The organism is Arthrobacter sp. HMWF013, assembly GCF_003061105.1.
GTDB lineage: Bacteria > Actinomycetota > Actinomycetes > Actinomycetales > Micrococcaceae > Arthrobacter.
This window is the reverse complement of record NZ_QAIQ01000451.1, coordinates 1-20,876: the sequence shown is the minus strand read 5'-3', so window position 1 is coordinate 20,876 and position 20,876 is coordinate 1. Positions and strand designations below refer to the sequence as shown.

At 63.4% G+C, this 20,876-nt stretch carries 21 protein-coding genes and 1 pseudogene; 8 read left to right on the top strand and 14 right to left on the bottom strand.

Annotated elements, in window-relative coordinates; translation table 11 throughout:
* From DBR22_RS16310 to DBR22_RS16300, 3 genes and pseudogenes are all read right to left on the bottom strand, one after another.
* Positions 1–313, bottom strand: a pseudogene (locus DBR22_RS16310) (acetaldehyde dehydrogenase (acetylating)); the annotation flags it as partial.
* Positions 310–1,137 (bottom strand): 2-keto-4-pentenoate hydratase, encoded by an 828-nt coding sequence (locus DBR22_RS16305; protein WP_108599882.1) that lies wholly within the window; start codon positions 1,135–1,137, stop codon positions 310–312. The gene DBR22_RS16305 and the pseudogene DBR22_RS16310, both read right to left, overlap by 4 nt.
* Positions 1,134–2,018, bottom strand: coding sequence for an alpha/beta fold hydrolase (locus tag DBR22_RS16300; protein WP_108599881.1), 885 nt, complete (start codon positions 2,016–2,018; stop codon positions 1,134–1,136). The genes DBR22_RS16305 and DBR22_RS16300 overlap by 4 nt, the downstream gene beginning before the upstream one ends.
* A gap of 183 nt (positions 2,019–2,201) precedes the next feature.
* On the opposite strand from DBR22_RS16300, the gene DBR22_RS16295 reads away from it, so the two are divergent.
* From DBR22_RS16295 to DBR22_RS16265, 7 genes are all read left to right on the top strand, one after another.
* Positions 2,202–3,416, top strand: coding sequence for an acyl-CoA dehydrogenase family protein (locus DBR22_RS16295; protein ID WP_108599880.1), 1,215 nt, complete (start codon positions 2,202–2,204; stop codon positions 3,414–3,416).
* A 4-nt stretch (positions 3,417–3,420) separates the two neighbouring features.
* Positions 3,421–3,978: a flavin reductase family protein gene (locus DBR22_RS16290; protein ID WP_219928133.1), complete on the top strand. Its 558-nt coding sequence runs from the start codon at positions 3,421–3,423 to the stop codon at positions 3,976–3,978.
* Entirely contained in the window at positions 3,969–4,562 is a 594-nt protein-coding gene (locus DBR22_RS16285) for a cytochrome c oxidase subunit 3 (RefSeq protein WP_219928132.1), read from the top strand. The genes DBR22_RS16290 and DBR22_RS16285 overlap by 10 nt, the downstream gene beginning before the upstream one ends.
* Complete coding sequence (locus tag DBR22_RS16280) at positions 4,562–4,879, top strand: cytochrome C oxidase subunit IV family protein (RefSeq protein WP_108599879.1); 318 nt, start codon at positions 4,562–4,564, stop codon at positions 4,877–4,879. The genes DBR22_RS16285 and DBR22_RS16280 overlap by 1 nt, the downstream gene beginning before the upstream one ends.
* Positions 4,880–4,913: 34 nt before the next feature.
* Complete coding sequence (locus tag DBR22_RS16275; protein ID WP_108599878.1) at positions 4,914–6,545, top strand: FAD-binding protein; 1,632 nt, start codon at positions 4,914–4,916, stop codon at positions 6,543–6,545.
* Positions 6,546–6,594: 49 nt separating this feature from the next.
* Positions 6,595–7,350, top strand: coding sequence for a hypothetical protein (locus tag DBR22_RS16270; RefSeq protein WP_108599877.1), 756 nt, complete (start codon positions 6,595–6,597; stop codon positions 7,348–7,350).
* A gap of 166 nt (positions 7,351–7,516) precedes the next feature.
* Positions 7,517–8,329: an IclR family transcriptional regulator gene (locus tag DBR22_RS16265; RefSeq protein WP_181365215.1), complete on the top strand. Its 813-nt coding sequence runs from the start codon at positions 7,517–7,519 to the stop codon at positions 8,327–8,329.
* 34 nt (positions 8,330–8,363) lie between these two features.
* On the opposite strand, the gene DBR22_RS16260 is transcribed toward DBR22_RS16265, so the two are convergent.
* A complete protein-coding gene (locus tag DBR22_RS16260) occupies positions 8,364–8,600 on the bottom strand; it encodes a ferredoxin (protein WP_258229249.1) in 237 nt (78 codons plus the stop codon).
* Entirely contained in the window at positions 8,597–9,769 is a 1,173-nt protein-coding gene (locus DBR22_RS16255; protein ID WP_108599874.1) for a cytochrome P450, read from the bottom strand. The genes DBR22_RS16260 and DBR22_RS16255 overlap by 4 nt, the downstream gene beginning before the upstream one ends.
* A gap of 153 nt (positions 9,770–9,922) precedes the next feature.
* On the opposite strand from DBR22_RS16255, the gene fdxA reads away from it, so the two are divergent.
* A complete protein-coding gene (fdxA, locus tag DBR22_RS16250) occupies positions 9,923–10,240 on the top strand; it encodes a ferredoxin (RefSeq protein ID WP_108599873.1) in 318 nt (105 codons plus the stop codon).
* Between the two features lie 111 nt (positions 10,241–10,351).
* Here fdxA and DBR22_RS16245 read toward each other — a convergent pair whose 3' ends face one another.
* The 9 genes from DBR22_RS16245 to DBR22_RS16205 form a co-directional block, all read right to left on the bottom strand.
* The gene (locus DBR22_RS16245) at positions 10,352–11,197 is read right to left on the bottom strand and encodes an aldo/keto reductase (protein ID WP_108599872.1); all 846 of its coding nucleotides are present in this window, start codon (positions 11,195–11,197) and stop codon (positions 10,352–10,354) included.
* A gap of 2 nt (positions 11,198–11,199) precedes the next feature.
* The gene (gene pntB, locus DBR22_RS16240; protein ID WP_108599871.1) at positions 11,200–12,624 is read right to left on the bottom strand and encodes a Re/Si-specific NAD(P)(+) transhydrogenase subunit beta; all 1,425 of its coding nucleotides are present in this window, start codon (positions 12,622–12,624) and stop codon (positions 11,200–11,202) included.
* Positions 12,625–12,629: 5 nt separating this feature from the next.
* On the bottom strand, positions 12,630–14,168 hold the full coding sequence (locus DBR22_RS16235; protein ID WP_108599870.1) for a Re/Si-specific NAD(P)(+) transhydrogenase subunit alpha: 1,539 nt from the start codon (positions 14,166–14,168) through the stop codon (positions 12,630–12,632).
* Between the two features lie 49 nt (positions 14,169–14,217).
* Positions 14,218–15,204, bottom strand: a complete 987-nt coding sequence (locus DBR22_RS16230; RefSeq protein ID WP_108599869.1) for a cyclase family protein — start codon at positions 15,202–15,204, stop codon at positions 14,218–14,220.
* A gap of 50 nt (positions 15,205–15,254) precedes the next feature.
* Positions 15,255–16,235, bottom strand: coding sequence for an ABC transporter ATP-binding protein (locus DBR22_RS16225; protein WP_108599868.1), 981 nt, complete (start codon positions 16,233–16,235; stop codon positions 15,255–15,257).
* Positions 16,225–17,223 carry an ABC transporter ATP-binding protein gene (locus tag DBR22_RS16220; RefSeq protein ID WP_108599867.1) on the bottom strand — a complete coding sequence of 333 codons (999 nt, stop codon included), beginning with the start codon at positions 17,221–17,223 and terminating at the stop codon, positions 16,225–16,227. Before DBR22_RS16220 ends, DBR22_RS16225 begins: the two co-directional genes overlap by 11 nt.
* Before the next feature lie 76 nt (positions 17,224–17,299).
* Positions 17,300–18,838 carry an ABC transporter substrate-binding protein gene (locus DBR22_RS16215; RefSeq protein WP_181365214.1) on the bottom strand — a complete coding sequence of 513 codons (1,539 nt, stop codon included), beginning with the start codon at positions 18,836–18,838 and terminating at the stop codon, positions 17,300–17,302.
* 107 nt (positions 18,839–18,945) lie between these two features.
* The gene (locus DBR22_RS16210; protein WP_181365213.1) at positions 18,946–19,848 is read right to left on the bottom strand and encodes an ABC transporter permease; all 903 of its coding nucleotides are present in this window, start codon (positions 19,846–19,848) and stop codon (positions 18,946–18,948) included.
* On the bottom strand, positions 19,845–20,837 hold the full coding sequence (locus DBR22_RS16205) for an ABC transporter permease (protein WP_108599865.1): 993 nt from the start codon (positions 20,835–20,837) through the stop codon (positions 19,845–19,847). The genes DBR22_RS16210 and DBR22_RS16205 overlap by 4 nt, the downstream gene beginning before the upstream one ends.
* Positions 20,838–20,876 lie beyond the last annotated feature (39 nt).

Sequence of the window (20,876 nt, the reverse complement as noted above, 5' to 3'; positions counted from 1 at the left end):
CCAGGGCTGCTGGCGTGAGGTCAACCAGGCGCTTGTTGAAGGGCGCCAGCGCCGCGGCATTGGCAATGTGGCCCCCCGCTGAGGTGGCGTCGAAGACGACTTCGATTTCATCGAATCCGGGCATACCGATCAGGCCCTGGACTCCGTCGGCGGTGATGGGCACGCCCATGCTGGCGGCCCGGCGCAGGCCGTCTGAGGCGGGGTCGATGCCTACCATCGCTCCCATTTCCAGGACGCTTGACCTGCGCATGATCTTGAACATCAGGTCGGTGCCGATGTTTCCCGAGCCGATGATGGCAACTTTGGTGCTCATTGGATTCCCCTTTGGGTGAAGGTGACGGTGACGGCCCCGAGGCCGGTGATGGAGGCTGTGAGTGTTTTGCCGGCCTCGACGGGGGCCAGGGGCCCGAGTGCCCCGGAAAGGATGACCTCCCCGGCCCGAAGCGGCGCTCCGAACCCGATGGAGGTACGGGCCAGCCAGCGCAGGGCCTCAAGCGGATCGCCGAGGCAGGCGGCGCCAGTTCCGGTGGAGACTTCGACTCCATCGGAGGTCATCAGCATTTCGCTCTCCCGCGGTACGAAATCAGACAATGACAGTTTTGCGTTGCCCAGGACGAAGACCCCGCTGGAGGCGTTGTCGGCAACGGTGTCGCTGATTTGGATGTCCCAGTTGGCGATGCGGCTGTCCACCACCTCGATCGCGGGGCTGGCATAAGCAACCGCGCGGGCCACGTCCTCCAGTGAGACGTCCGGATCGGTGATGTCGTGGGCCAGCACAATGGCGATCTCGGCCTCGGCGCGGGGCGCAATCAGCCGCTCGATCGGAATATACGCACCGTCCGAATACGCCATGTCATCCAGCAGCACACCGAAGTCAGGCGTATCAACGCCCACCTGCTCCTGTACTGCCGGTGACGTCAGTCCGATCTTCCGTCCGACCTGTCTTGCGCCACCTGTGATTTTCGCTGCAATGATGCGCTGCTGAACCGTGTACGCATCTTTGACGTTAAACGCTCCGAGCAGGTCGCGCACCGGACTCCCTGCGACCCGTGTGCGTTCGGCCTCCTCAAGCCGGAAAACTGCCAAATCCAGATCCTCGGACGTGACGGCCGCTGTCTGCACCTGCGGGGCGCTCATGCCTGATCTGGCCGGGTCAGGAAGGCCATGACTGCCGATTCCCAGGCGGCCTTGGCCTCAACCATGACCCAATGCCCGCAGTTCGGGAATACGTGGAGCTCGGCCTTGGGGATGGTGCGCATTGGAAGGATGGAGGAATCCAGCGGCGTGACGCGGTCATCACGGCCCCAAGTCAACAGGGTGGGGGCTTTGATCCTGCCCAGCTGCGTCCAGTCCGGAGCCTCGGCGGATTCGACCGAGGCGAGGATCAGGGCGATGGTGTGCCGGCCATACATCATCCGGGCGCTGGCAAGGGTGTCCGGGTCGGTGGCCACGGCGAAGCGTTCGTCAATGAGTTCCGCGGTGAGGACCGCCGGATCGTAGACCATTGCTTCGAGCCACTGAATGAGTTTTTCGCGGGTGGGGTCCTCTGTGAAATCAACCAGCAGCTTGATTCCCTCACCGGGCATCGGGGAGTACAGGTTGCGCCCCACGCCGCCGATCGTCACCAGCCGGCGGACCCGCTCGGGGTAGTCCATGGCTATGCGGGTGGCTACCTGGCCGCCGAGCGAATTGCCAATGAAGTCAGCTTCCTCGATGCCCAGGGCGTCGAGAAAGCGGATGACCGAAGCAGGGGCTGAAAGCATTGGATGTTCGCCGGTGGAATCGCTGACGCCGAATCCCGGAAACTCTAAGGCCAGAGTCCGGAAATTCCGGGCGAAGAACCCCAGGTTGGCACGGAAGTTGCGCCACCCGCTGACCCCTGCGCCGGAGCCGTGAAGCAGAATCAGCGGTGGGCCGCTGCCCGCCTCGTGGTAGCGGAGCACCCCCGAGGAGGTCGCTACTTCGCGCAGCGTCGATTCATAAGTCAGCTGCTCTTGCCCGACATCTGTAGCTGTCATGGGTGTCTCTCCTGATGGTTGTTGCTCTTTGGTGACTCGACTCAAGCAGATGCCGGTCCGCGTCCCGGGGCACGGTTCCCGTTCAGTGGGATGGGTGCGCGCCGCATTATGTGAGGTGGCCGCAGTATTGAGCGCACCGCAGCCCCATCGGGGGCTGGAGAGAACAATGCAGGAGGAGCACTGATGAACGCAGGAGCTAGCACCCTCAGCGATTTGGTCGTGAAGAATGCGGTGGCTCGTGTTGAAGCCGTTGCCGACGAACTGGAAGCGGGCGCTGACGAGAGCGAGAAGCTCGGAAAGCTGTCCGACAGGAGCGTTTCGGCCATCAGGTCCGCCGGACTGATGCGAATTCTTCAGCCGAAGGAACATGGCGGCGACGAGGCGCACCCGGCCGAGTTCGGCGAAGCGGTCATGACTGCTGCCAGCCACTGCGGTGCATCGGGCTGGGTTGCCGGCGTAGTCGGGGTGCATCCGTGGGAGATCGCGTTGATGGACCCGCGCGTCGGGGAAGAAGTCTGGGGTGAGAACCAGGACACCTGGGTCTCCTCGCCCTACACGCCGCAGGGCATCGCCGATCCCGTGGACGGCGGCTACGTCCTGAATGGGCGCTGGCAGTTCTCCTCCGGCACCGACCACAGCGACTGGGTGTTCCTGGGGGCCATCACCGGTGACGGTTCCGGCCGCCCGGCCGCAGCACCCAAGTACCTGCATGTGATCCTGCCGCGCAAGGACTACGAAATCATCCAGGATTCCTGGAACGTCATTGGGCTGGAGGGAACCGGAAGCAAGGACGTCGTGGTGAATGGGGCGTTCATCCCGGCCTACCGCACCCTGGTGCACGAGGACGTGCAATCCGGCGCCGCGGCCGAACGCACTGGACGCACCGAACCGCTGTACAGGCTACCGTTCAACGTGCTCTTCCCGCTGGGGATATCCTCGGCCGTCATTGGTATCGCCGAAGGCGCCCTGGGCCTGCACCTGGCCTACCAGCGCAACCGCTCCAACGCCGGCGGAGTGCAGATCAAGAGCGACCCATACTCAATGTTTGCCATCTCCGAGGCCGCCGCAGAGATCGCCGCCTCACGCTCGAATCTACTCGACGGAGTCACCAGGGCCTTCGGGCAGGTTGAAGCCGGCAGCCCGGTCACCGCGGTGCAGACCGCCGAGGTCCGCCGGAACCAGATCCAGAGCGCGTGGCGGGCCGTGCGGGCCGTGGATGAGATCTTTGCCCGTTCGGGTGGCAACGCCGGACGCCGCGACAACCCGCTGCAGCGCTTCTGGCGCGATGCCCACATGGGTCTGCAGCATTTCATCCACGTGCCGGGCCAGGTCTTCCACGCAACGGCGCTGCTGGAGATGGGTCTCGAACTGCCGGAGAACCTGCGCGGGGCGGTTTAGGAACATGGCCCAGCTCACAGCGCTCTTCCCGAGCATGCCAGACGGAGCCGAGCCGGCACGGCACTTCCGGAATGTGCTGGGTAGCTACCCCACGGGGGTCGTGGCGGTCACCGCCCCGGGTGAAGGCGGCGAACCGATTGCGATGGTGGTGGGCTCGTTTACGTCGGTCTCGTTGGACCCTCCGATGGTGGCGTTCCTGGCCGACCGCGGGTCAGGCACCTTTCCGAAGATCAAGGCGGCCGGTCACTTTGTCGCCAACGTCCTGGCATCCGACCAGGCTGGCCTCTGCCGCTCCATGGCTGCGAAGGGCGCACACAGGTTCAGGGATGTGGCGTGGCAGCCTTCGGAGCACGGAGCGCCTTTGCTTGAAGGGGTGGTCGCCTGGATTGAATGCACGATGGAGCAGGTGGTTGAGGCAGGTGACCACGTAATCGCGATCGGAAGAGTGAATGACCTGCGGGTCGTCTCGGAAAAGCTCCCGTTGCTGTTCTTCCGGGGGACCTACGGCGCCTTCGAAGCCCACACGATGCGCCTCGAAGACAGGTATCTGGGATGGGGATGATGACGGAGTCGCGGACACCGGCCCAGGCCCTGAAGATCCCGGGGGAAGCAGGGGTGTGGGTCTTCCTCTTCGGCGACATGGTGATCTTCGTGGTCTTCTTCGTCGCGTACTTGGTGGACCGGGCCGCAGCCCCCGGGCTCTTTGCCCAATCCAGCCACGAACTGGGATTGGCGGTGGGTGTGGCCAACACCCTGATCCTGCTAAGCAGTTCGCTGTTGGTGGTAGTGGGGCTGGGAGCAGTGCGTCGCGGGGCGGTTCCGGTGGCCACCGGCGCATTCCGGGGCGCTATGGCCTGCGGGGTGCTCTTTGTGGTGCTGAAGGCCTTTGAGTACACCCAAATAGCTTCCGGCGCGACGGGAACAGACCTCAACCCGTTCTTCTCCTGGTACTTCATTCTCACAGGCGTCCACCTCATGCATGTGCTGATCGGGCTCGGCGTCCTGGGACTGATGGTGTCCAGGGCACAGCAGAGCAGCGACGTTACCGGGAAGCGCCTGATGGTCATCGAATCGGGGGCCTGCTTCTGGCACCTGGTCGACCTGCTGTGGATGCTTATCTTCCCGCTGCTGTACCTGGTGGCGTGATGAAAGGACAACAGGCGAAGGCAAAGCCGAAGACGCGGCTGTTCGCACTGATTGAGTCACGGGTGACCATCGTGTGGATCGTGCTTATGGTACTGACCATCGCCAACCCCGTGCTGGGCATCGAGGCCCAGCTGGCAGGAAGTACAAGTGTCCAACTCCTGGGGGTGGCCATCCTCACCCTGGCCATTGTGAAGGTCCGCCTCGTGGGACTCGATTTCATGGAACTGCGCAAGGCCCCGGTGCCAATGCGTCTGATGTTCGAGGCTTATTGCCTCATTCTCTGGGTGGTTCTCACCGCCTGTTTCCTGTGGCTGTAACTAACTGCAGCCCCCCAACAAGAAAGTGGTTCGCATGTCCATCAATGAGGATGTACCAGCGGGTGTAGATACCTTCGACGTGATCGTCGTAGGTTCGGGCGGCGGCCTGGTGGGCGCCTACCTGTCAGCATCACGGGGGTTGCGCACCCTGGTGATTGAGAAGACCGGGAAACTGGGCGGAACCACAGCCTACTCCGGGGCCGGTATCTGGTATCCGGGTTCGGCGCCGATCGAGCGGGCAGGCATAACGAACAGCCTTGAGGAAGGCAGAACGTACCTGCGCACGGCAGTGAACGACCCCACCCGGGAGGCCCGGCAGGAGGCTTACCTCCAGGCGGGAATCGATGTCATCGACGAGCTGGAGCGCAACGAGTGGTTCGGAAAGTTCGAATTCCTGCCCGTTCCCGATTACTATTCCTCGCTCCCGGGTGCTTCGCCGAGCGGCCGGACGATTTTCCCTGCACCGGTCACCGTCGAAGAACTGGGAGAAGAAGCGCACCTGATCCGCAAGCCCCTGTTCACCGAACGATGGGGCACTGATGAGGGCCCGTTACTCACCGGCGGCCGCGCGCTCATTGGGCGGGCCCTGAAAGCCTTCCTGGCAACGGGGTTCGGCGAATTAAAGCTGGACACCGCACTGGAAAGCCTGATCACCGACGAAGACGGCAAGGTGACGGGCGTGGTTGCGGTGGAGAACGGTGTACGGGTCTCGATCCTTGCGAACCGTGGGGTGATCCTTGCCGCTGGCGGGTTTGAACGCGACGCAGCGCTGAGGGCCGAACACCAGTCACCGGATTTCACAGGGGAATGGTCCAACGGTGCCCCGCAGAACACCGGGGATGCCCTGAAGGCGGCCATCGCCGTAGGCGCCGGCACCGAGCTGATGGATGAGGCGTGGTTCGTTCCAGGAGTGGTGCAGCCCGATGGTCTGCCGATCTTCCACACCGGCACGCGCGGCGGGATCTGGGTAAACGCCGCCGGGGAGCGCTTCGTCAATGAGACCGCCCCGTATGACCAGTCGGGCCACGCGATCTACCACGGACACACCCGAACCGGTGTCTCACACCTTGAGGTCCGCTGGATCTTTGACCAGCACCACCTGGACCGCTTCAGCATTGGGGGTTCCCCCGACGAGGCCCCGGGCGAGGAGTGGTTCGCCTCCGGGGCCCTGGTCAAGGCTGATTCGATCAAAGCGCTCGCCGGGCTCATCAATGTGCCGGCCGCGCCCCTGCAGGCCTCGATCGATCGGTACAACGGCTACGCGCAGTCCGGGGTGGATGAGCAGTTCCATCGGGGCGAGAGTGCCTGGGACCTGTTCAGCTCCCAGATCGTAGGCTTTCCAGCCGGCCCGGTCATGAACTATATGGTGGCGCCCGAGGAGGGATTGGCCAATCCGCTGCTGCCACCCATTGGTGCCGGGCCCTACTACGCGGCCACGGTTCGCCTTTCGGACATCGGAACCAAGGGCGGGCTGATCACCGATGAACATGCCCGGGTACTCACGCCCGACGGCGAGCCGATCGAGGGCCTGTACGCCACTGGCAACACCATGGCAGCGATGTCCGGCCACGTATATCCCGGTGCAGGAACCCCGATCGGATCGTCGATTGCGTTCAGCTATCTTGCCGTGCTCGACCTCGCGCCCGCAGTGATTCCCGCCCCCTAAACAACTCCTGGTTCCGTCATTCATTCACACCCGATCTAAGGACACCAAAATGGAATTGAAAACCAAGTTCAGGCTTCACCGGATGTCAGTCTGGGCAGGTGTTGTTGTGCTGATTGCCAACCTCATCGCCTTCTTCGTTGTCGGCAAACTTTTCCCACCCATCTCACCGGCCTCCACAGCCACGGAGGTGGCGGCCTTCCTGACGGAAAACCGTTCGGGCATCTTGTGGTCCGTAGTGATCATGGGGATCTTTGCCCCGTTCTTCTATGCCTTCGCGGTGGTCACAAGCCTCCAGATCAGGCGCATCGAGGGCGGCTGGGGAATTATTTCCATGATCCAACTGACCACCGCGGTGGTTGCCCCCACCGGCTGGGTATACCCGATGGCAGTGTTGGCGACAGCTGCCTACCGGCCCGGTCGCGACCCCGAGCTACTGCTGATGATGAGTGACCAGTTCTGGCTCACGTACGTCGGCGTCGCTGTGATCTTCGTGCTCAACGTCGCCTCGATCGGTCTCGCAGCAATCGTCGACAAACGGGCCAAGCCGGTCTTCCCGCGATGGTTCGGCTACCTGAATTTCTTCCTTGCGCTCTCGTTCTTCCCCGGTGTCTTCATTTACCTTTTCACCGAGGGACCGCTGTCTTGGAACGGGCTGTTCGCGCTGTGGATCCCGGCGTGTGCGTTCCCCGTATGGAAGATCGCGATGATCATATGCCTTCTGAAGGCCGTGAAGTCCGAGGAACAGGAGGCCCTCGAGGTCCAGGCGCGGGAGCTGGTGTCGTTGGGCACGGTGAGAGCCGACTAACCGCGAGGCCCGCGATCTCCAGGCTCGCTGAGCCCATCACGGTGGACTCAGCGAGCACAGGTCGGTAGGCCTTCAACTGGGGATTGGAGGCTGGTGCGCTAGCATGACCCCTAAAGGCTTACGGGTGTCTATCCAAGCCTGCGATTCCTTGAGGAGAGACCGGACGGTGGCAAGTACACCAAAGAAGCAGGCGGAGAATTCCTCGACCGATCGGCAGAGGGATCCGCTGGCAAGAGGCTTCGAAATCCTCACCCACATGGTGGAAACCGGCGAGAGGTCCTACGGCGTCCGCGAACTGGGAACGCAGATGGGGGTCAGCCCCAGCACCGCCCACCGGCTCCTGGCGGACCTGGAGAAACTTGGCATGGTTCGCCGGACCCAGGAAGGCGGCTACCAGCTTGGGCTTGAATTCCTCAGGCTCTCATGGAAGCTGGTGACACGTTTTCCACTGCGCGAAATGGCGAACGATCTCCTCCAGGAAATGACGGACCGCAGCGGCGAGTCGTCCTTCCTGGGGATTTACAACGACCAGCGGCACGAAATGATGTTCGCCGTCACCGTGGACTCTCCCCATCCCCTGCGCTACATGATTCCGCTGCAAAAATGGCTGCCGCTGCACAGCGGAGCCAGCGGGCTTTCGATCCTTGCCTTCCTCCCCGAGGAGAAACGCAAGGAAATCCTGCACGGCAACCTGACGAAAGTCACCGAAAACACAATCATCGATCCCGAGGTGCTTTCGCAACGCATCGAGACCATCCGGAACCAGGGCTACGCAGTCTCGCTCGGTGAACGCGTTACCGGCGCCATCGCGCTGGCGGCACCGGTGTTTGGACCCGGCCGGGAAGTGGTCGGAACATCCGGTCTGATGATCCCTGAGTCCCGGTTTGACACTGGCGTTGAGGCCGAACTATCAGAACTCGTCAAGCATTCCGCGGCAGTCCTCAGTGAACGCATGGGCGGCACTCTCGGCACCAGCTAGGGCACAGCGGACCGGCCGCTGTGCCCTGGCAGGCTTAGCCGGCCTCGCCGGTCCCGGCCCCCGGCTCCGGCCGGGTGAGGACACTGATCGACCTGCTCGGACACACGTTCACGGCTTCCTTCGCACGCGCGATTGCGTCGGGTGACGCGGGGTCGGCCTGCAGTACCACCACCCAACCGTCGTCGTCCTGGTCGAAGGCATCAGGGTCCGCGAAGACGCATTGGCCTGCACCAATGCAGGTTTCGCGTTTGGCAACTATGTGCGCACTCACCAGGCCACCCGCAGCTCGCTGATGCCGTAGTTCGGCCCCCATTCCTTGAACGCAATCGCGGAGATGGGGTCGAGGAGGCGGAGGGTGGGTACGCGTTGGATGACCTGCTCGAGGACCACCACGAGCTCAAGCCGGGCGAGGTTCTGTCCCAGGCACTGGTGGGGGCCGAAGCCGAAGGCCATGTGGTTGCGGGCACCGCGCTTGAAGTCAATAGTGTGCGGGTCAGGGAAGACCTCGGGATCGCGGTTGGCAGTGTTTGTCAGCCCGTAGACGGCATCTCCCGCGTGGATCCGCTTGCCCCCGATTTCAAGATCGGTGGTGGCAAGACGCAGCCCGCCGACCTCAGCGATGGTGAAATAGCGCAGCAACTCCTCGACCGCACCTGGAATCAGCGAAGGGTCGTCGCGCAGCTGCTGAAGCAGATCCGGCTTGTCGAGCAGGGTCATGATGCTCAAGGAAATCATGTTCGCCGTGGTCTCGTGACCCGCAATAAGCAGCAGGAAGCCGAGGCCTACCGCCTCCTCGGCGTCCAAGCCGGCGTCGAGCTGCCGGCTGAGGATGTCGTTCCCACGGGCGTCCATCCGGGCATCGACGAGTTTGCTGATGTAGTCACGGAGCTTCCCGATGGCCTCGACCCTCTGGCTGGGGTCGGTGTGCGAACTGTCGGCGAAAATCGCGGTGTTGTGCTCGAAGAATTCATGATCCTCGTAGGGCACTCCGAGCAACTCGGCAATTGCCATCGCGGGGACGGGAAGGGACAACTCCTTCACCAGTTCCGCTTCGGACTTGCCATCGAGCATGGCGTCGAGGGCCTCGGCCACAATCTCTTCAATGCGGGGGCGCATGAGCGAGATCTTCTTAACGGTGAACTCATTCATGACGCGCGAGCGGATGGCGGAATGCTCCGGCGGATCGATCGCGATGATCGCACCCTTGTGCGCCCCGGGAACGTAGCCGCCATGCGCCGGGTGATCCGGGTACGAGCGGTCAGAGCTGAAACGCACATCGCTGAGCATTGTGCGGACATCGGCATGCTTGGTGATGGCCCAGGCCTTGCGTCCGTCGCGCCAGTCCAGGAAAGCGACAGGCTCGTCGCCCTGCAACTCAAGATGCTCGGCCGGTGGGCTGTACGGGTCTGTACGGCGGGTCTGGATGGCGTTAACCGTCATCGGGTCTCCTCAGGGTTATGGCGAACTGCTCTGGTCACGTAACCATTCTGCGTGGTATTTTTGAAATAGAACGCTTAGGTTTCAGTTTACACATTGAAACCTTCGCGTCTACCCCTTTTACGCTCCGAACACCGACGTCCGGAAGGGCCTCTCATGACCTTCGTTATTACTGAAGCTTGCGTTGATACCAAAGACAAGAGCTGCATCCAGGTATGTCCCGTCGATTGCCTTTACGAGGGCAATCGAATGATGTACATCAACGCTGACCAATGCATCAACTGCGGCGCCTGCGAGCCGGCATGCCCGGTTTCAGCCATTCGCTTCGACGACGAACTCGAAGGGGATGAGGAAAAGTTCCTTGGGCTCAACGAGCAGTTCTTCGAGGAAGCGAAACCACCGAAGGGCGGCCGCAAGCTCGGTCGCATCGATCACGACGTTCCGTACGTGGCGCAGCTTCCGAAAGCAACCTGATCAAATCGATAACTAAGCCGAGTCGCTTAGTTATCGATCGCTTCCGGCACGAAGCAGCCGCCGCAGCCCCCGGCGTTCGAGGGGGCTGCGGCGGCTCTCACGGCGCCTGGGTCAGCTGAAGCGGATTGATCCCAGCCTGGTGGTCATGCCGGGGTCCCGGTGGTCGAAAAACAACGACGTTCCGGCGTCGAGCCGTGCGATGCGGGCCATCTCGCCGTCGGTGAGGCTGAAGTCGAAGACCTGGATGTTCTGCGTGATGCGTTCAGGGTTCGCCGATTTGGGGATCACGACGACGCCGCGCTGGTTGAGCCACCGAAGAACCACTTGCGCCACGGACTTGCCGTGTGCCCCGGCGATCGACGCGAGTACAGGGTGGGTAAACAGGTCATTTTTCCCTCGGGCGAAAGGTGCCCAGGACATGATCTGCACGCCGTGCTCCTGCATGATGCGCTGGTCTTCAGCGCGCTGATAGAGGGGGTGGGTTTCGATCTGGTTGACGGCCGGAGTGATCTCGTTGTGGGTGATGAGGTCCACGAGCCGGTCCGGGTGGAAGTTAGAGACGCCTATTGCCCTGGCCCTGCCTTCCTCATGGAAGCCCTGCAGGGCCCGCCACTGGCTGTAGTAGTCACCGTACGGCTGGTGGACCAGATACAGGTCGATGTAGTCCAGTCCCAGGCGCTGCAGTGAGTTATTGAAGGACTGGATGGTGTTGTGCTCGCCCGCGTTCTGCACCCAGACCTTCGTGGTGATGAACAGCTCGTCCCGCGGGATGCCACTCCTGGAGATAGCCCGGCCGACGGCCTCCTCATTTTGATAGAGCGCGGCGGTGTCGATCAGGCGGTAACCGGCTTCCAGGGCGGCCAGGACGGCTTCCTCGGTCTCGTCGCCGGGGATCTGGAGAACACCGAAGCCGAGGACCGGCATCTCTGCGCCATTATTCAGGATCACGGTCTCCATGATCAAGGGACGCGTGCCTCGCTGAGGGCATGCACGATGTCCTCCACCCGTTCTTTGGCGTCGCCAAACAGCATCCGGGTGTTGTCCCGGAAGAACAGCGGGTTCTGGACGCCGGCGTAGCCCGACGCCATTGACCGCTTGAAGACGATGACCTCCTCGGCCTCCCACACCTTGAGCACGGGCATGCCGGCGATCGGGCTGCTCGGGTCCTCCGCCGCAGCCGGATTCACGGTGTCGTTGGCACCGATGACCAGTACAACGCTGGTCTCCGGGAAGTCGTCGTTCACCTCATCCATCTCCAGAACGATGTCATAGGGCACCTTGGCCTCCGCGAGAAGCACATTCATATGTCCGGGGAGCCTGCCGGCAACCGGATGGATGCCGAATCTCACGTCGACCCCCCGTTCCCGGAGTGAGCGGGCGAGTTCTGCGACGGGGTATTGCGCCTGCGCCACGGCCATGCCGAAACCAGGTGTGATGATGACGGATTTTGCATCGGCGAGCAGCCGCGCCGTCTCCCCCGCAGTAATCTCGTGGTGCTCGCCTGTCTCTTCGCTGCCCTGGGTGGGGGCGGCAATGCCGAATCCGCCTGCGATCACTGAGATGAACGACCTGTTCATGGCCTTGCACATGATGAAGCTGAGGTAGGCGCCTGATGATCCCACGAGGGCGCCGGTAACGATGAGGAGGTCGTTATTGAGCAGGAAGCCGCTCGCAGCCGCGGCCCATCCGGAATAGCTGTTGAGCATCGAGACGACCACCGGCATATCGCCGCCACCGATCGACGCGACCAGGTGCCAGCCAAGGAGCAGTGCAAGCGCCGAGACGGCCACAACCAGCCAGAGGGAGGGCGTTACAACAAACCAGGCCGTCAGCGCGACGAACAGCACCAGCGCAGTGACGTTCAGGGCATTGCGGCCCGGGAGCACGAGTGGAGCGGACTTGATGCGCGCCGAGAGCTTCAGGAAAGCGACGATCGAGCCGGTGAACGTTACGCCGCCTATGAAGATGCCGACGAAGACCTCGCCGCGATGGATGCCCGCCAGTTCCGGGGAGGTGTGGGCGCTGTCGAGGAAACCGCTCCAGCCGATGAGCACTGCTGCGAGCCCCACGAAGGAGTGCAGGAGGGCAATGAACTGGGGCATCCCGGTCATCTCCACCTTGGCCGCACGCCACAGGCCGACGGCGGCACCGATGGCCACGGCGCCGAGGAGAAGGATGATGCCGGGACCATCAGCACCCCGGATCACCAGGCCCAGCGTGGCACCCATCGCGAGGACCATGCCCGCGATGCCGTAGGTGAGACCGCCACGGGCCGTCTCATGCTTCGAGAGGCCGGCGAGGCTCAGAATGAAGAGCAGTGCGGCAACAATGTAGGCGGCGCCGGATATGGCGAGTGTCACCGCGGAGAGGGAATCGGGAGTCATGGCGTTCAGTCCTTCGAGAACATGCGGAGCATACGGCGGGAGACGGCGAAGCCGCCGAATACGTTGATGCTGGCAAGGAGTACGGCGGCGGCGGAAAATGCCTTAATTACGGGATCGTCGATGGCGATCTGCAGCATGGCCCCGACCACCACGATGCCGCTGATGGCGTTGGTCACCGACATGAGCGGAGTGTGCAGCGCGTGGTGTACTTTGCCGATGACGTAGAACCCGATAACCACCGCAAGCACCAGAACGGTGATGTGCTGCGGCAACGGCGCGGGAGCGATGGTAATGAGCCCGAACAAAGCAGCGATGCCCGCTACCGTCAGCGCGGCGCTTGCCAGCTTTGAGGCTTTCTTCGCCGCCTTCGGCGGGGCGGCGGAAGGTTCTCCGGCAGCTGCCGCCGTGGGGGCGGCCGAGACCTGCACAGGGGGCGGTGGCCATAGCCTCTCGCCGTTCTGCACCACAGTGATCGCCCGCTGAACGACGTCGTCGTGATCGAGGACCAGCAGGCCATCCTGCCCCGGGGTCAGCAGTTTCAGGAGGTTCACCAAGTTTTGCCCGTAAAGCTGCGACGCCTGAGTTGGCAGCCGGCGCGCCAGGTCGGTGTAGCCGACGATCGTCACGCCATTCGACGTGACGATGAGCTCGCCAGGGACCGTACCCTCGACGTTGCCGCCGTTGGCAGCAGCAAGATCAACGATGACGCTGCCCGATTTCATCGACGCGACGTCCGCAGCAGTGATGAGCTTCGGCGCTGCGCGGCCGGGGATGTTGGCGGTGGTGATGATGATGTCGACGTCGCGTGCCTGCTCCGAGTAGAGCTCGGCGGCCCTCCTGTCGTAGGCCTCACTCGTGGCCTTCGCGTAGCCGTCGGTCGATTCCATCTTCTCCGCGATTTCGACGGCGAGATACGTGCCGCCGATCGACTTCACCTGTTCTGCAACCTCCGGGCGCGGATCTGTTGCACGAACGATGGCGCCGAGGCTCGATGCGGTGCCAATCGCGGCAAGGCCGGCAACACCGGCGCCGGCGACAAGGACCTTGGCCGGTGGAACTTTGCCCGCAGCCGTGACCTGTCCGGTGAAGAACCGCCCGAATTGGTTCGCCGCTTCTACCACCGCGCGGTATCCGGCGATGTTGCCGGTGGAGGACAGCACATCCATGGATTGCGCCCGCGATAGACGCGGAACGGTGTCGACGGCGAGCGCGGTGATGGGCAGCGCCACAAGCTTGTCGACGATGCCAGGGTTCAGGCCCGGGCTCAGCCAGGACACGAGAGTGGCACCGTCGGCCAGCAGGGCAAGGTCGTCGTCGGACGGAGCATTTACGGTGAGTACAACATCCGCGCCCCATGCGCTGCGGTGATCGACGATCTCCGCTCCGGCAACCTCGTAATCCCTGTCCGGGAAGGCGGATCCGGCACCGGCACCACGCTCGATGACAATTTGATACCCCAGCTTCATCAGCTGGACAACCGTGGACGGGGTGCCGGCGACGCGTGTCTCGCCATCCGCGCGTTCCGCGACAATTCCGATTCGCATTGGTAGTTCTTTCGGTATAGGGATCAGGTCAGGGTGTGGAGCTCGGTGCTTAATAGATGAGGAGCGGGTTGATAATCACGCCGGTTGACCGGTGAATGGCAGTGGGAGCCGCGACCAGGAACCCGGTGGAGGTTCCTGCGGCCCGAAGCGCCGTGGCGGCGGGGCCCAGAAGGCTGTTGTCTATCAGGCAGAGGCCGATTGCATAGATGAGTCCGTGCACTTCGAGCAGGTGGGGCGGGTCGAAACGTGCGTCATGGAAGTCCCAGGACACCACGCCTGGATCCTTCGAGGCAATCCACTGCGCGCCCGATTTTCCAATGCCGGGCCGGGGCTGGAGCACAGCTCCGGGTGTGTAGCGGTGTCCGGCGGCTTCGAAGCGGTCCCGGCCTTGGTAGATGAGGAGCGCATCGCCGGGTTCGAGTGTGACTCCGGTTGCAGCGAGCGCCCGGTCGAGGTCCTCCGCGGTGACAGGCGCCTCGGCGGTGATCCAGTCCACGCCGCGCGCTGCGGGAATGTCGAGCAGCACCGCCCGGGTGGCGATGCCGTGCTGAGCCCAGTTGACCATGGTGTCCTCGTCGGTCTCGGAGGACCGTGCGGGGATGGGGCCGTGCCAGCTTTCATCGGCACCCAGGTGGGCGAGCCCGTCCATGTGGGTGTTGTGAATGCCGTGGGCGTCATAGTGGATGAAGTCACCACCGTGCGTGGACCGGCCGTGGATGCCGACCCTCACGTCCAGATTGACGCTTCCATGACCATCGGGGAGTTCAGCAACGGCGAGCGCTTGCCACTGCAGCTTCTCCTCCTCCGCCACGACGGCCAGCGCTTCCAGCTGCTTGGGCCGGGTCTCGATCTCACGTTCGAGCGAAATGGCTTTGCCGAGCGTGACCGCCGCTACTCCCCGCAGGCGGGCGGCCTCGTCGATGAGCGTCACCGAGCCACGGCATTGCATTCCGTCGGTGTGGCGGGCTGCGTCGTGCGCTGCTCCGAGCTCACGCAGCCAGGGCGCGACGGGGTCGGGGCCGAGGTCTTCACACATATTTTGCGTACTCCAATTCTTGATAACGGGACTGCCTGGGCAGGGAGGTTCTAGACGAGCGGAAAATGGCAGGCTGCATACTGGCCGGGCCGCACTTCGCGCATGGCCGGTTCGTCGACGGCGCACTTGTCCTGGCTCATCGGGCAGCGGGCGCGGAAACGGCAGCCCGACGGCGGGTTAAGCGGCGAGGGCAAATCGCCCTGGAGCGCAGGACCGACGAACCCGCCCTCCACCTCCGGCGATGGCACCGAATCCAGCAAACCGCGCGTGTACGGGTGGGCCGGACGTTCGTAGACCTCAACCGAATCTCCGAACTCGCAGGTCTTGCCGAGGTACATCACGAGCACCTTGTCGCTGAAGCTGCGCACCACGCCAAGGTCATGGGCGATAAAGACGATCGTGAGGTCGTACTTGCTCTTCAGGTCCTCGAGCAGGTTCAGGATCTGTGCCTGCACCGATACGTCGAGCGCCGATACCGGCTCGTCGCAGATGAGCAGTCCAGGGCGCACAGCAAGTGCCCGGCCGATGGCTACACGTTGTGCCTGGCCACCTGAGAGCTGGCGTGGTGACATCTCCGCAAACCGTTCCGGCGGCAGGCCCACCTGTTCGAGGAGTTCGGGCACAACAGCGGCCCGTTCCTTCGCACCCTGCCCGCCGATGGCGAGCCCCTCGGTGATGATGTCCTTCACCAGGCGCCGTGGGTTAAGCGAGCTCACCGGGTCCTGGAAGATCATCTGCATGTCGCGCCGGAGTTCCCGCATGCGCTGGTGGCTGGCGGTTTCGATCGTCTCGTCGCGGAACCTCACGTGCCCGTTGGCGATCGGATCCAGGCGCAGTACGGCACGTCCCGTCGTCGACTTTCCGCAACCGGATTCACCAACGATGCCGAGCGTCTCACCCGGGAGGAGGTCAAAGCTGACGCCGGCAACCGCTTTAAAACTGCCGCCCGCCGTGTGATATTCGACCTCGAGATTTTCGACGGACAAAACTGCCGCATCGCCACGCAGGTGCGCGCTACCGCTACCGGCCAACGAGCTCACCTTCTTTCGTATTCACGGGGTGGATGCACGCAGCGTCAAGGTCGTCGGAGAACTGGAGCATGGGGGGTTGCGCTTGGGTGCATTCCTGCGACGCCGCCGCGCACCGTGGCGCGAAGCGGCAGCCCGCCGGAGGATGGGTGGGCGACGGCAGCGAACCGGGGATAACGTTGAGCGGCGCGTGCCGCTCATGGTGGATGGTCGGCGTCGCCGAGAGCAGGGCATGGGTATAGCGGTGGTGGGGGTCCTGGAACACTGTCCGGCTGGACCCGATCTCGGCAATGCGGCCCGCGTACATAACAGCTGTGCGGTCGGTGCGTCCTGCGACGACGTGCAGGTCATGGGAGATGAGGACCAGTGACATGCGGCGCTGTGTCTGGACCCGGCGCAGCAGATCCAGCACCTGGCGCTGGATGGTCACGTCCAGGGCCGTCGTCGGTTCGTCGGCGATCAGCAGATCCGGCTCACAGGCCAGCGCCACGGCGATCATGACGCGCTGGCGCATTCCGCCGGACAGTTCGTGCGGGTAGGCGCGCAGCCGCCGCTCGGGGTCAGGCACACCGACTTCGCGGAGCAGGTCCAGCGCACGGGAGTTCGCCTCAGTGCGGGAGATCCCCAGGTGCCGGCGCATCCCCTCGGTCAGCTGGCGTTCGACGCGGACAACCGGGCTGAGCGAGCGTCCGGGATCCTGGAACACCATGGCAATCTGCTTGCCCCAGACCTCCTGGAGCTCTTTTGGCTTCATGGTGAGCAGTTCGCGCCCCTGGAACAGGACCTGGCCAGTACGCCCCGAGCGGGCCGGCATCAGACCCATTACCGCCCGGGCCATCACGGACTTACCGGAGCCGGACTCGCCTACGACGCCAAGCGCCTCGCCGTGCTGAAGGGTGAAGGACACGCCGTCCACGGCTTTAACGACGCCTCGGGGGGAGCCGATGTAGGCGTGGAGGTCGGTGACCTCGAGTAGTGCTCGGTCGCTCATGTCGCCGCTTTCACTAGTTCGTCTGTGGAATAAGGGCCGGGGCACCCCGGGGAGAACCCGGGATGCCCCGGCTGGCTCAGGGCTGGAGCCAGAGGTCGGCGGCCGCTGGCGACGTGTAGCCGTAGACAACAGCGCCATGGACCTTGTCGGTGGTCAGCAGCCCGCTGAGATATGCGGTGTACAGGATGTAGGGGTGCAACTCGGAGAGCCGCTCCTGGACGATCTTGTACTGCTCTTTCTGCTTCGCGGGATCATCCGAGAACCCGGCATCAAGCGCCGCACTGGTTTCGGGGTCATTGAACCGGGAGTAGTTGGTTCGTTCGGCCGAGCCGTGGAGCTGTCCCCAGAGCCGTGACCCGGGGTCGACGAACGCCATCGAGGAGGTGAGTGCCTGGTAATCCCCCTTGGTGCCCACTACGCCCTGCTGCGAAGTGTCGCGCTGGTCAGGGGTAACGGTGACGTTCTTGTACTTCTGGAGCTGTGACTGCAGCGCGTCGAAAACGAGTTGCCCGTTGCCTGGGAACACCGTGTAGGAGAAGTTCACCGGCTTTCCTTCCGCAGCGAGCTCGTCGAAGAGCTTCTGCGCCTTGTCAGGATCGTGGGTCGCCAGCGGGATGTCCTCGTAAAGCGGGGAACCTTCGGTGAACAGCGTCTTGGGAGCAGAGGGGTAGCCGCGGGTGATGGAATCGGACAGTGAATTCAGGTCCAGCGCATAGGCCAGGGCCTGTCGCGCCCGTACATCGTTGAAGGGTGCCTTCGCATTGTTCAGCATCAGCCCCACTCCGCCGTTGAACTGGTATTCGACCTTCTTGAAACCGGCACTCTCACCCTCAGCGAAGATGGACGCCTCGCTGTTGAGGATGGTGTCGGCCTGACCGGAGATGAGTGCGTTAAGCCGCTGCGCGTTGTCCGATACGCCCTGTATTTCGAGCGCATCCAGGTAGGGCTTCGGTGCGTCGTAGTAGCCGGGGTTCTTTTTGAGCTTGAGCGTTCCGTTCGGTACCCAGTTGTCAAAGAGGAATGGTCCCGCGCCGATGGGGTTCTTGTTGAACTCCGCCTGGCCCTTTTCCAACGCTGTAGGCGACGCAATCCACTGGAGTGAGTAAATCGGCATCAGACCCTTGAAGCCGGGGGTCGGGACGGCCATGACGACCTTGGCGGTCTGCTCGTCCACCACCTCGATGTGGTCAATCTGGTTTGCGATGCCGGCGCTTGCGGAACCGAACTTCGGGTCCTTCATGCGATCCCAGTTGTACTTGATGGCCGCGGCATTGAACGGTGTTCCGTCAGAGAACGTCAGGCCCTCCCGGGTGACGACCTCCCAGGTGGCACCCTGGTCAGTGGTAGTGAACGATTTGCAGAGTCCACAGTCGTACTGGCCGGTTTTGGTGTCCGGAACCAGGAACTGGCCGTAGAGTGCCGTGAACGTGATCGGCATCGACGTTGAACTGAATACCTGCACGGGGTCGAACCCCGAGGGCTGCGCCAACTCGAGAGCGCGGAGCGTGCCTCCCGATACCGGTTCCCCTGCCGGCTCACCGGAGCTTGCGGCAGTGTCCCCACCGGCGCAGCCGGCCAGGAGGACTGCAGTTGCCGTCGCCAGAGCGACGAACATGGATTTCCCCTTTGAAATCAAGGTTCCTCTTTTCTTGGTGCTGTTGGGTTTGAATGAAGCGCCGCAGTGACAGCGGCATGGGGACGGCCGACGGCGGCCCTGTTCCATCAGTCCTGCAGGTTGCGGTCGAAGCGGTGGCGGAGGTGCTCGCCACCCTGGTTGAGGGCGAAGACGGTGAGGAACAGGACCGTGGCGGGAACGAACACCATGTACGGCGCGGTGCGAAGGTCGACGGCTCCGGAGCTGATGAGCCCGCCCCAACTGGGTGTTGGCGGCGGAACGCCGAGGCCAAGGAAGCTCAGCGACCCCTCGGCGACAATGAGCGCCGCGATGACGAGGGGCATGTAGGCCGCGAGGCTCGGCACGACATTCGGAAGGATTTCGCGGATGAGGATCCGGGTGCTTGAGGCACCCATGTTCCGCGCAGCGCGCACGAACTCCCGGCTGGTCCAGGCCATCGTGTTGGCCCGTGCCAACCGCATGAAGGTGGGGGTGCCTGCAATGGCGAGACCCACCACCAGCACCGGGATGCTGGGTGAGAAAATCGCGGTGATCGCGAGGAGGAGCACGAGGACGGGGAACGAGAGCAGTACGTCTGCGATCAGCGTGATCACCCAGTCGGTCCCCTTGCGGAAATAGCCCGCGAGCAGACCGAGTACCGTACCCAGCGCCGCTCCGGACAGGCCTGCGACGGCTCCGACGACGAGCGAGACCTGAGCCCCGTAAATCACACGGGACAGGAGGGACCTGCCCACCTGGTCGGTGCCGAGCAGGGTATTGAGCTCGCCGAATTTCGGAGCCTGGCGTGGTGCTCCCACGGACTGGTCATACGCTGCGATGGGCAGTATTGGCGCCACGACGGCGAGCAGCACGATGAGTGCGATCCATACATACGAGAACACCACCAGAATGGACAGGCGCTTGCGCGGCAACGAGACCTGTGGCGTCGCCACAGCCATCCGCTCAGCGTTTTCAACGCCGAGTTCGCGCGGGATTGCTCCAGCAGTCATGCGGCAGCCTCCTTCTTACTGGTCGCTTTCGGGCTTCTCTGCACACGGGGTGCCCGGCGCACCCGCGGGTCGATGAGGCCGTACCCGATGTCGACGAGAGTGTTGATGAGCACGAACACGATGGCGATGAACGCCACCACGCCCTGCACGGTGACTACGTCCCTTTGGGCGATCGACTGGGTGATGAGTTGTCCAAGACCCGGCAGCACGAACAAAGCCTCCACGATGATGGTTCCGCCGATCAGCCGTGCGAGGCTCAGGCCCGAAACGGTCAACAATGAGAATGAGGACGGGCGGAAGGCGTGCCGGAAAAGTACGTACCCGCGCCCCATTCCCTTTGCCCTGGCCGCCGCAACGAAATCCTCGCGCAGCGTCGAAATGAGATCGGCGCGCAGCACGCGATGGAACGAGGCGATCTCCACCAGCCCCGCGGCGAGCGCGGGAAGGAAGGCTGCGCGGAGGTTTGGCCCCAGCCCTGTTTCGATCGATGTCCAGCCCAGCGCAGGGAATCCCTTGATGGTGATCGCGAACAGGAAGATCAGGAGCGGGCCGGCGACGAAGGTGGGCACCGACAGAAGAACCGACGTGACGGCGTTGATTCCCCGGTCGAGGATGCTGTTGGGGGCGGTGGCGGATAGCACGGCGAGGACCACGGCGGCGCTCAGCGAGATGATCAGCGCCAACGCGGCGATCTCGAGAGTGACCGGCAGCCGCTCAGCAATGGACTGGGTCACGGAGCGGCCCGTAATTGGCGAAGTGCCCAGGTCACCCTGAACTGCGTGCCAGAGCCAATCGAAGTACTGCACGAAGAGCGGCCGGTCGAGCCCGAGCTCACGTTCGAGCACGGCAATGTTTTCGGGGGTCGCCTCTTCGCCGAGAACGATCTGGGCAACAGAACCTGGGGCAAAGCTCAGGAGCAGGCTGACCCCGAAAGTAACAAGCACGATAACGAGTGCCGCGTAACCCAACCGGCGCAATACGTCACTCATGAGGCCGTCTACAGAAAATACGTCCGCTTTTCAGCGGGG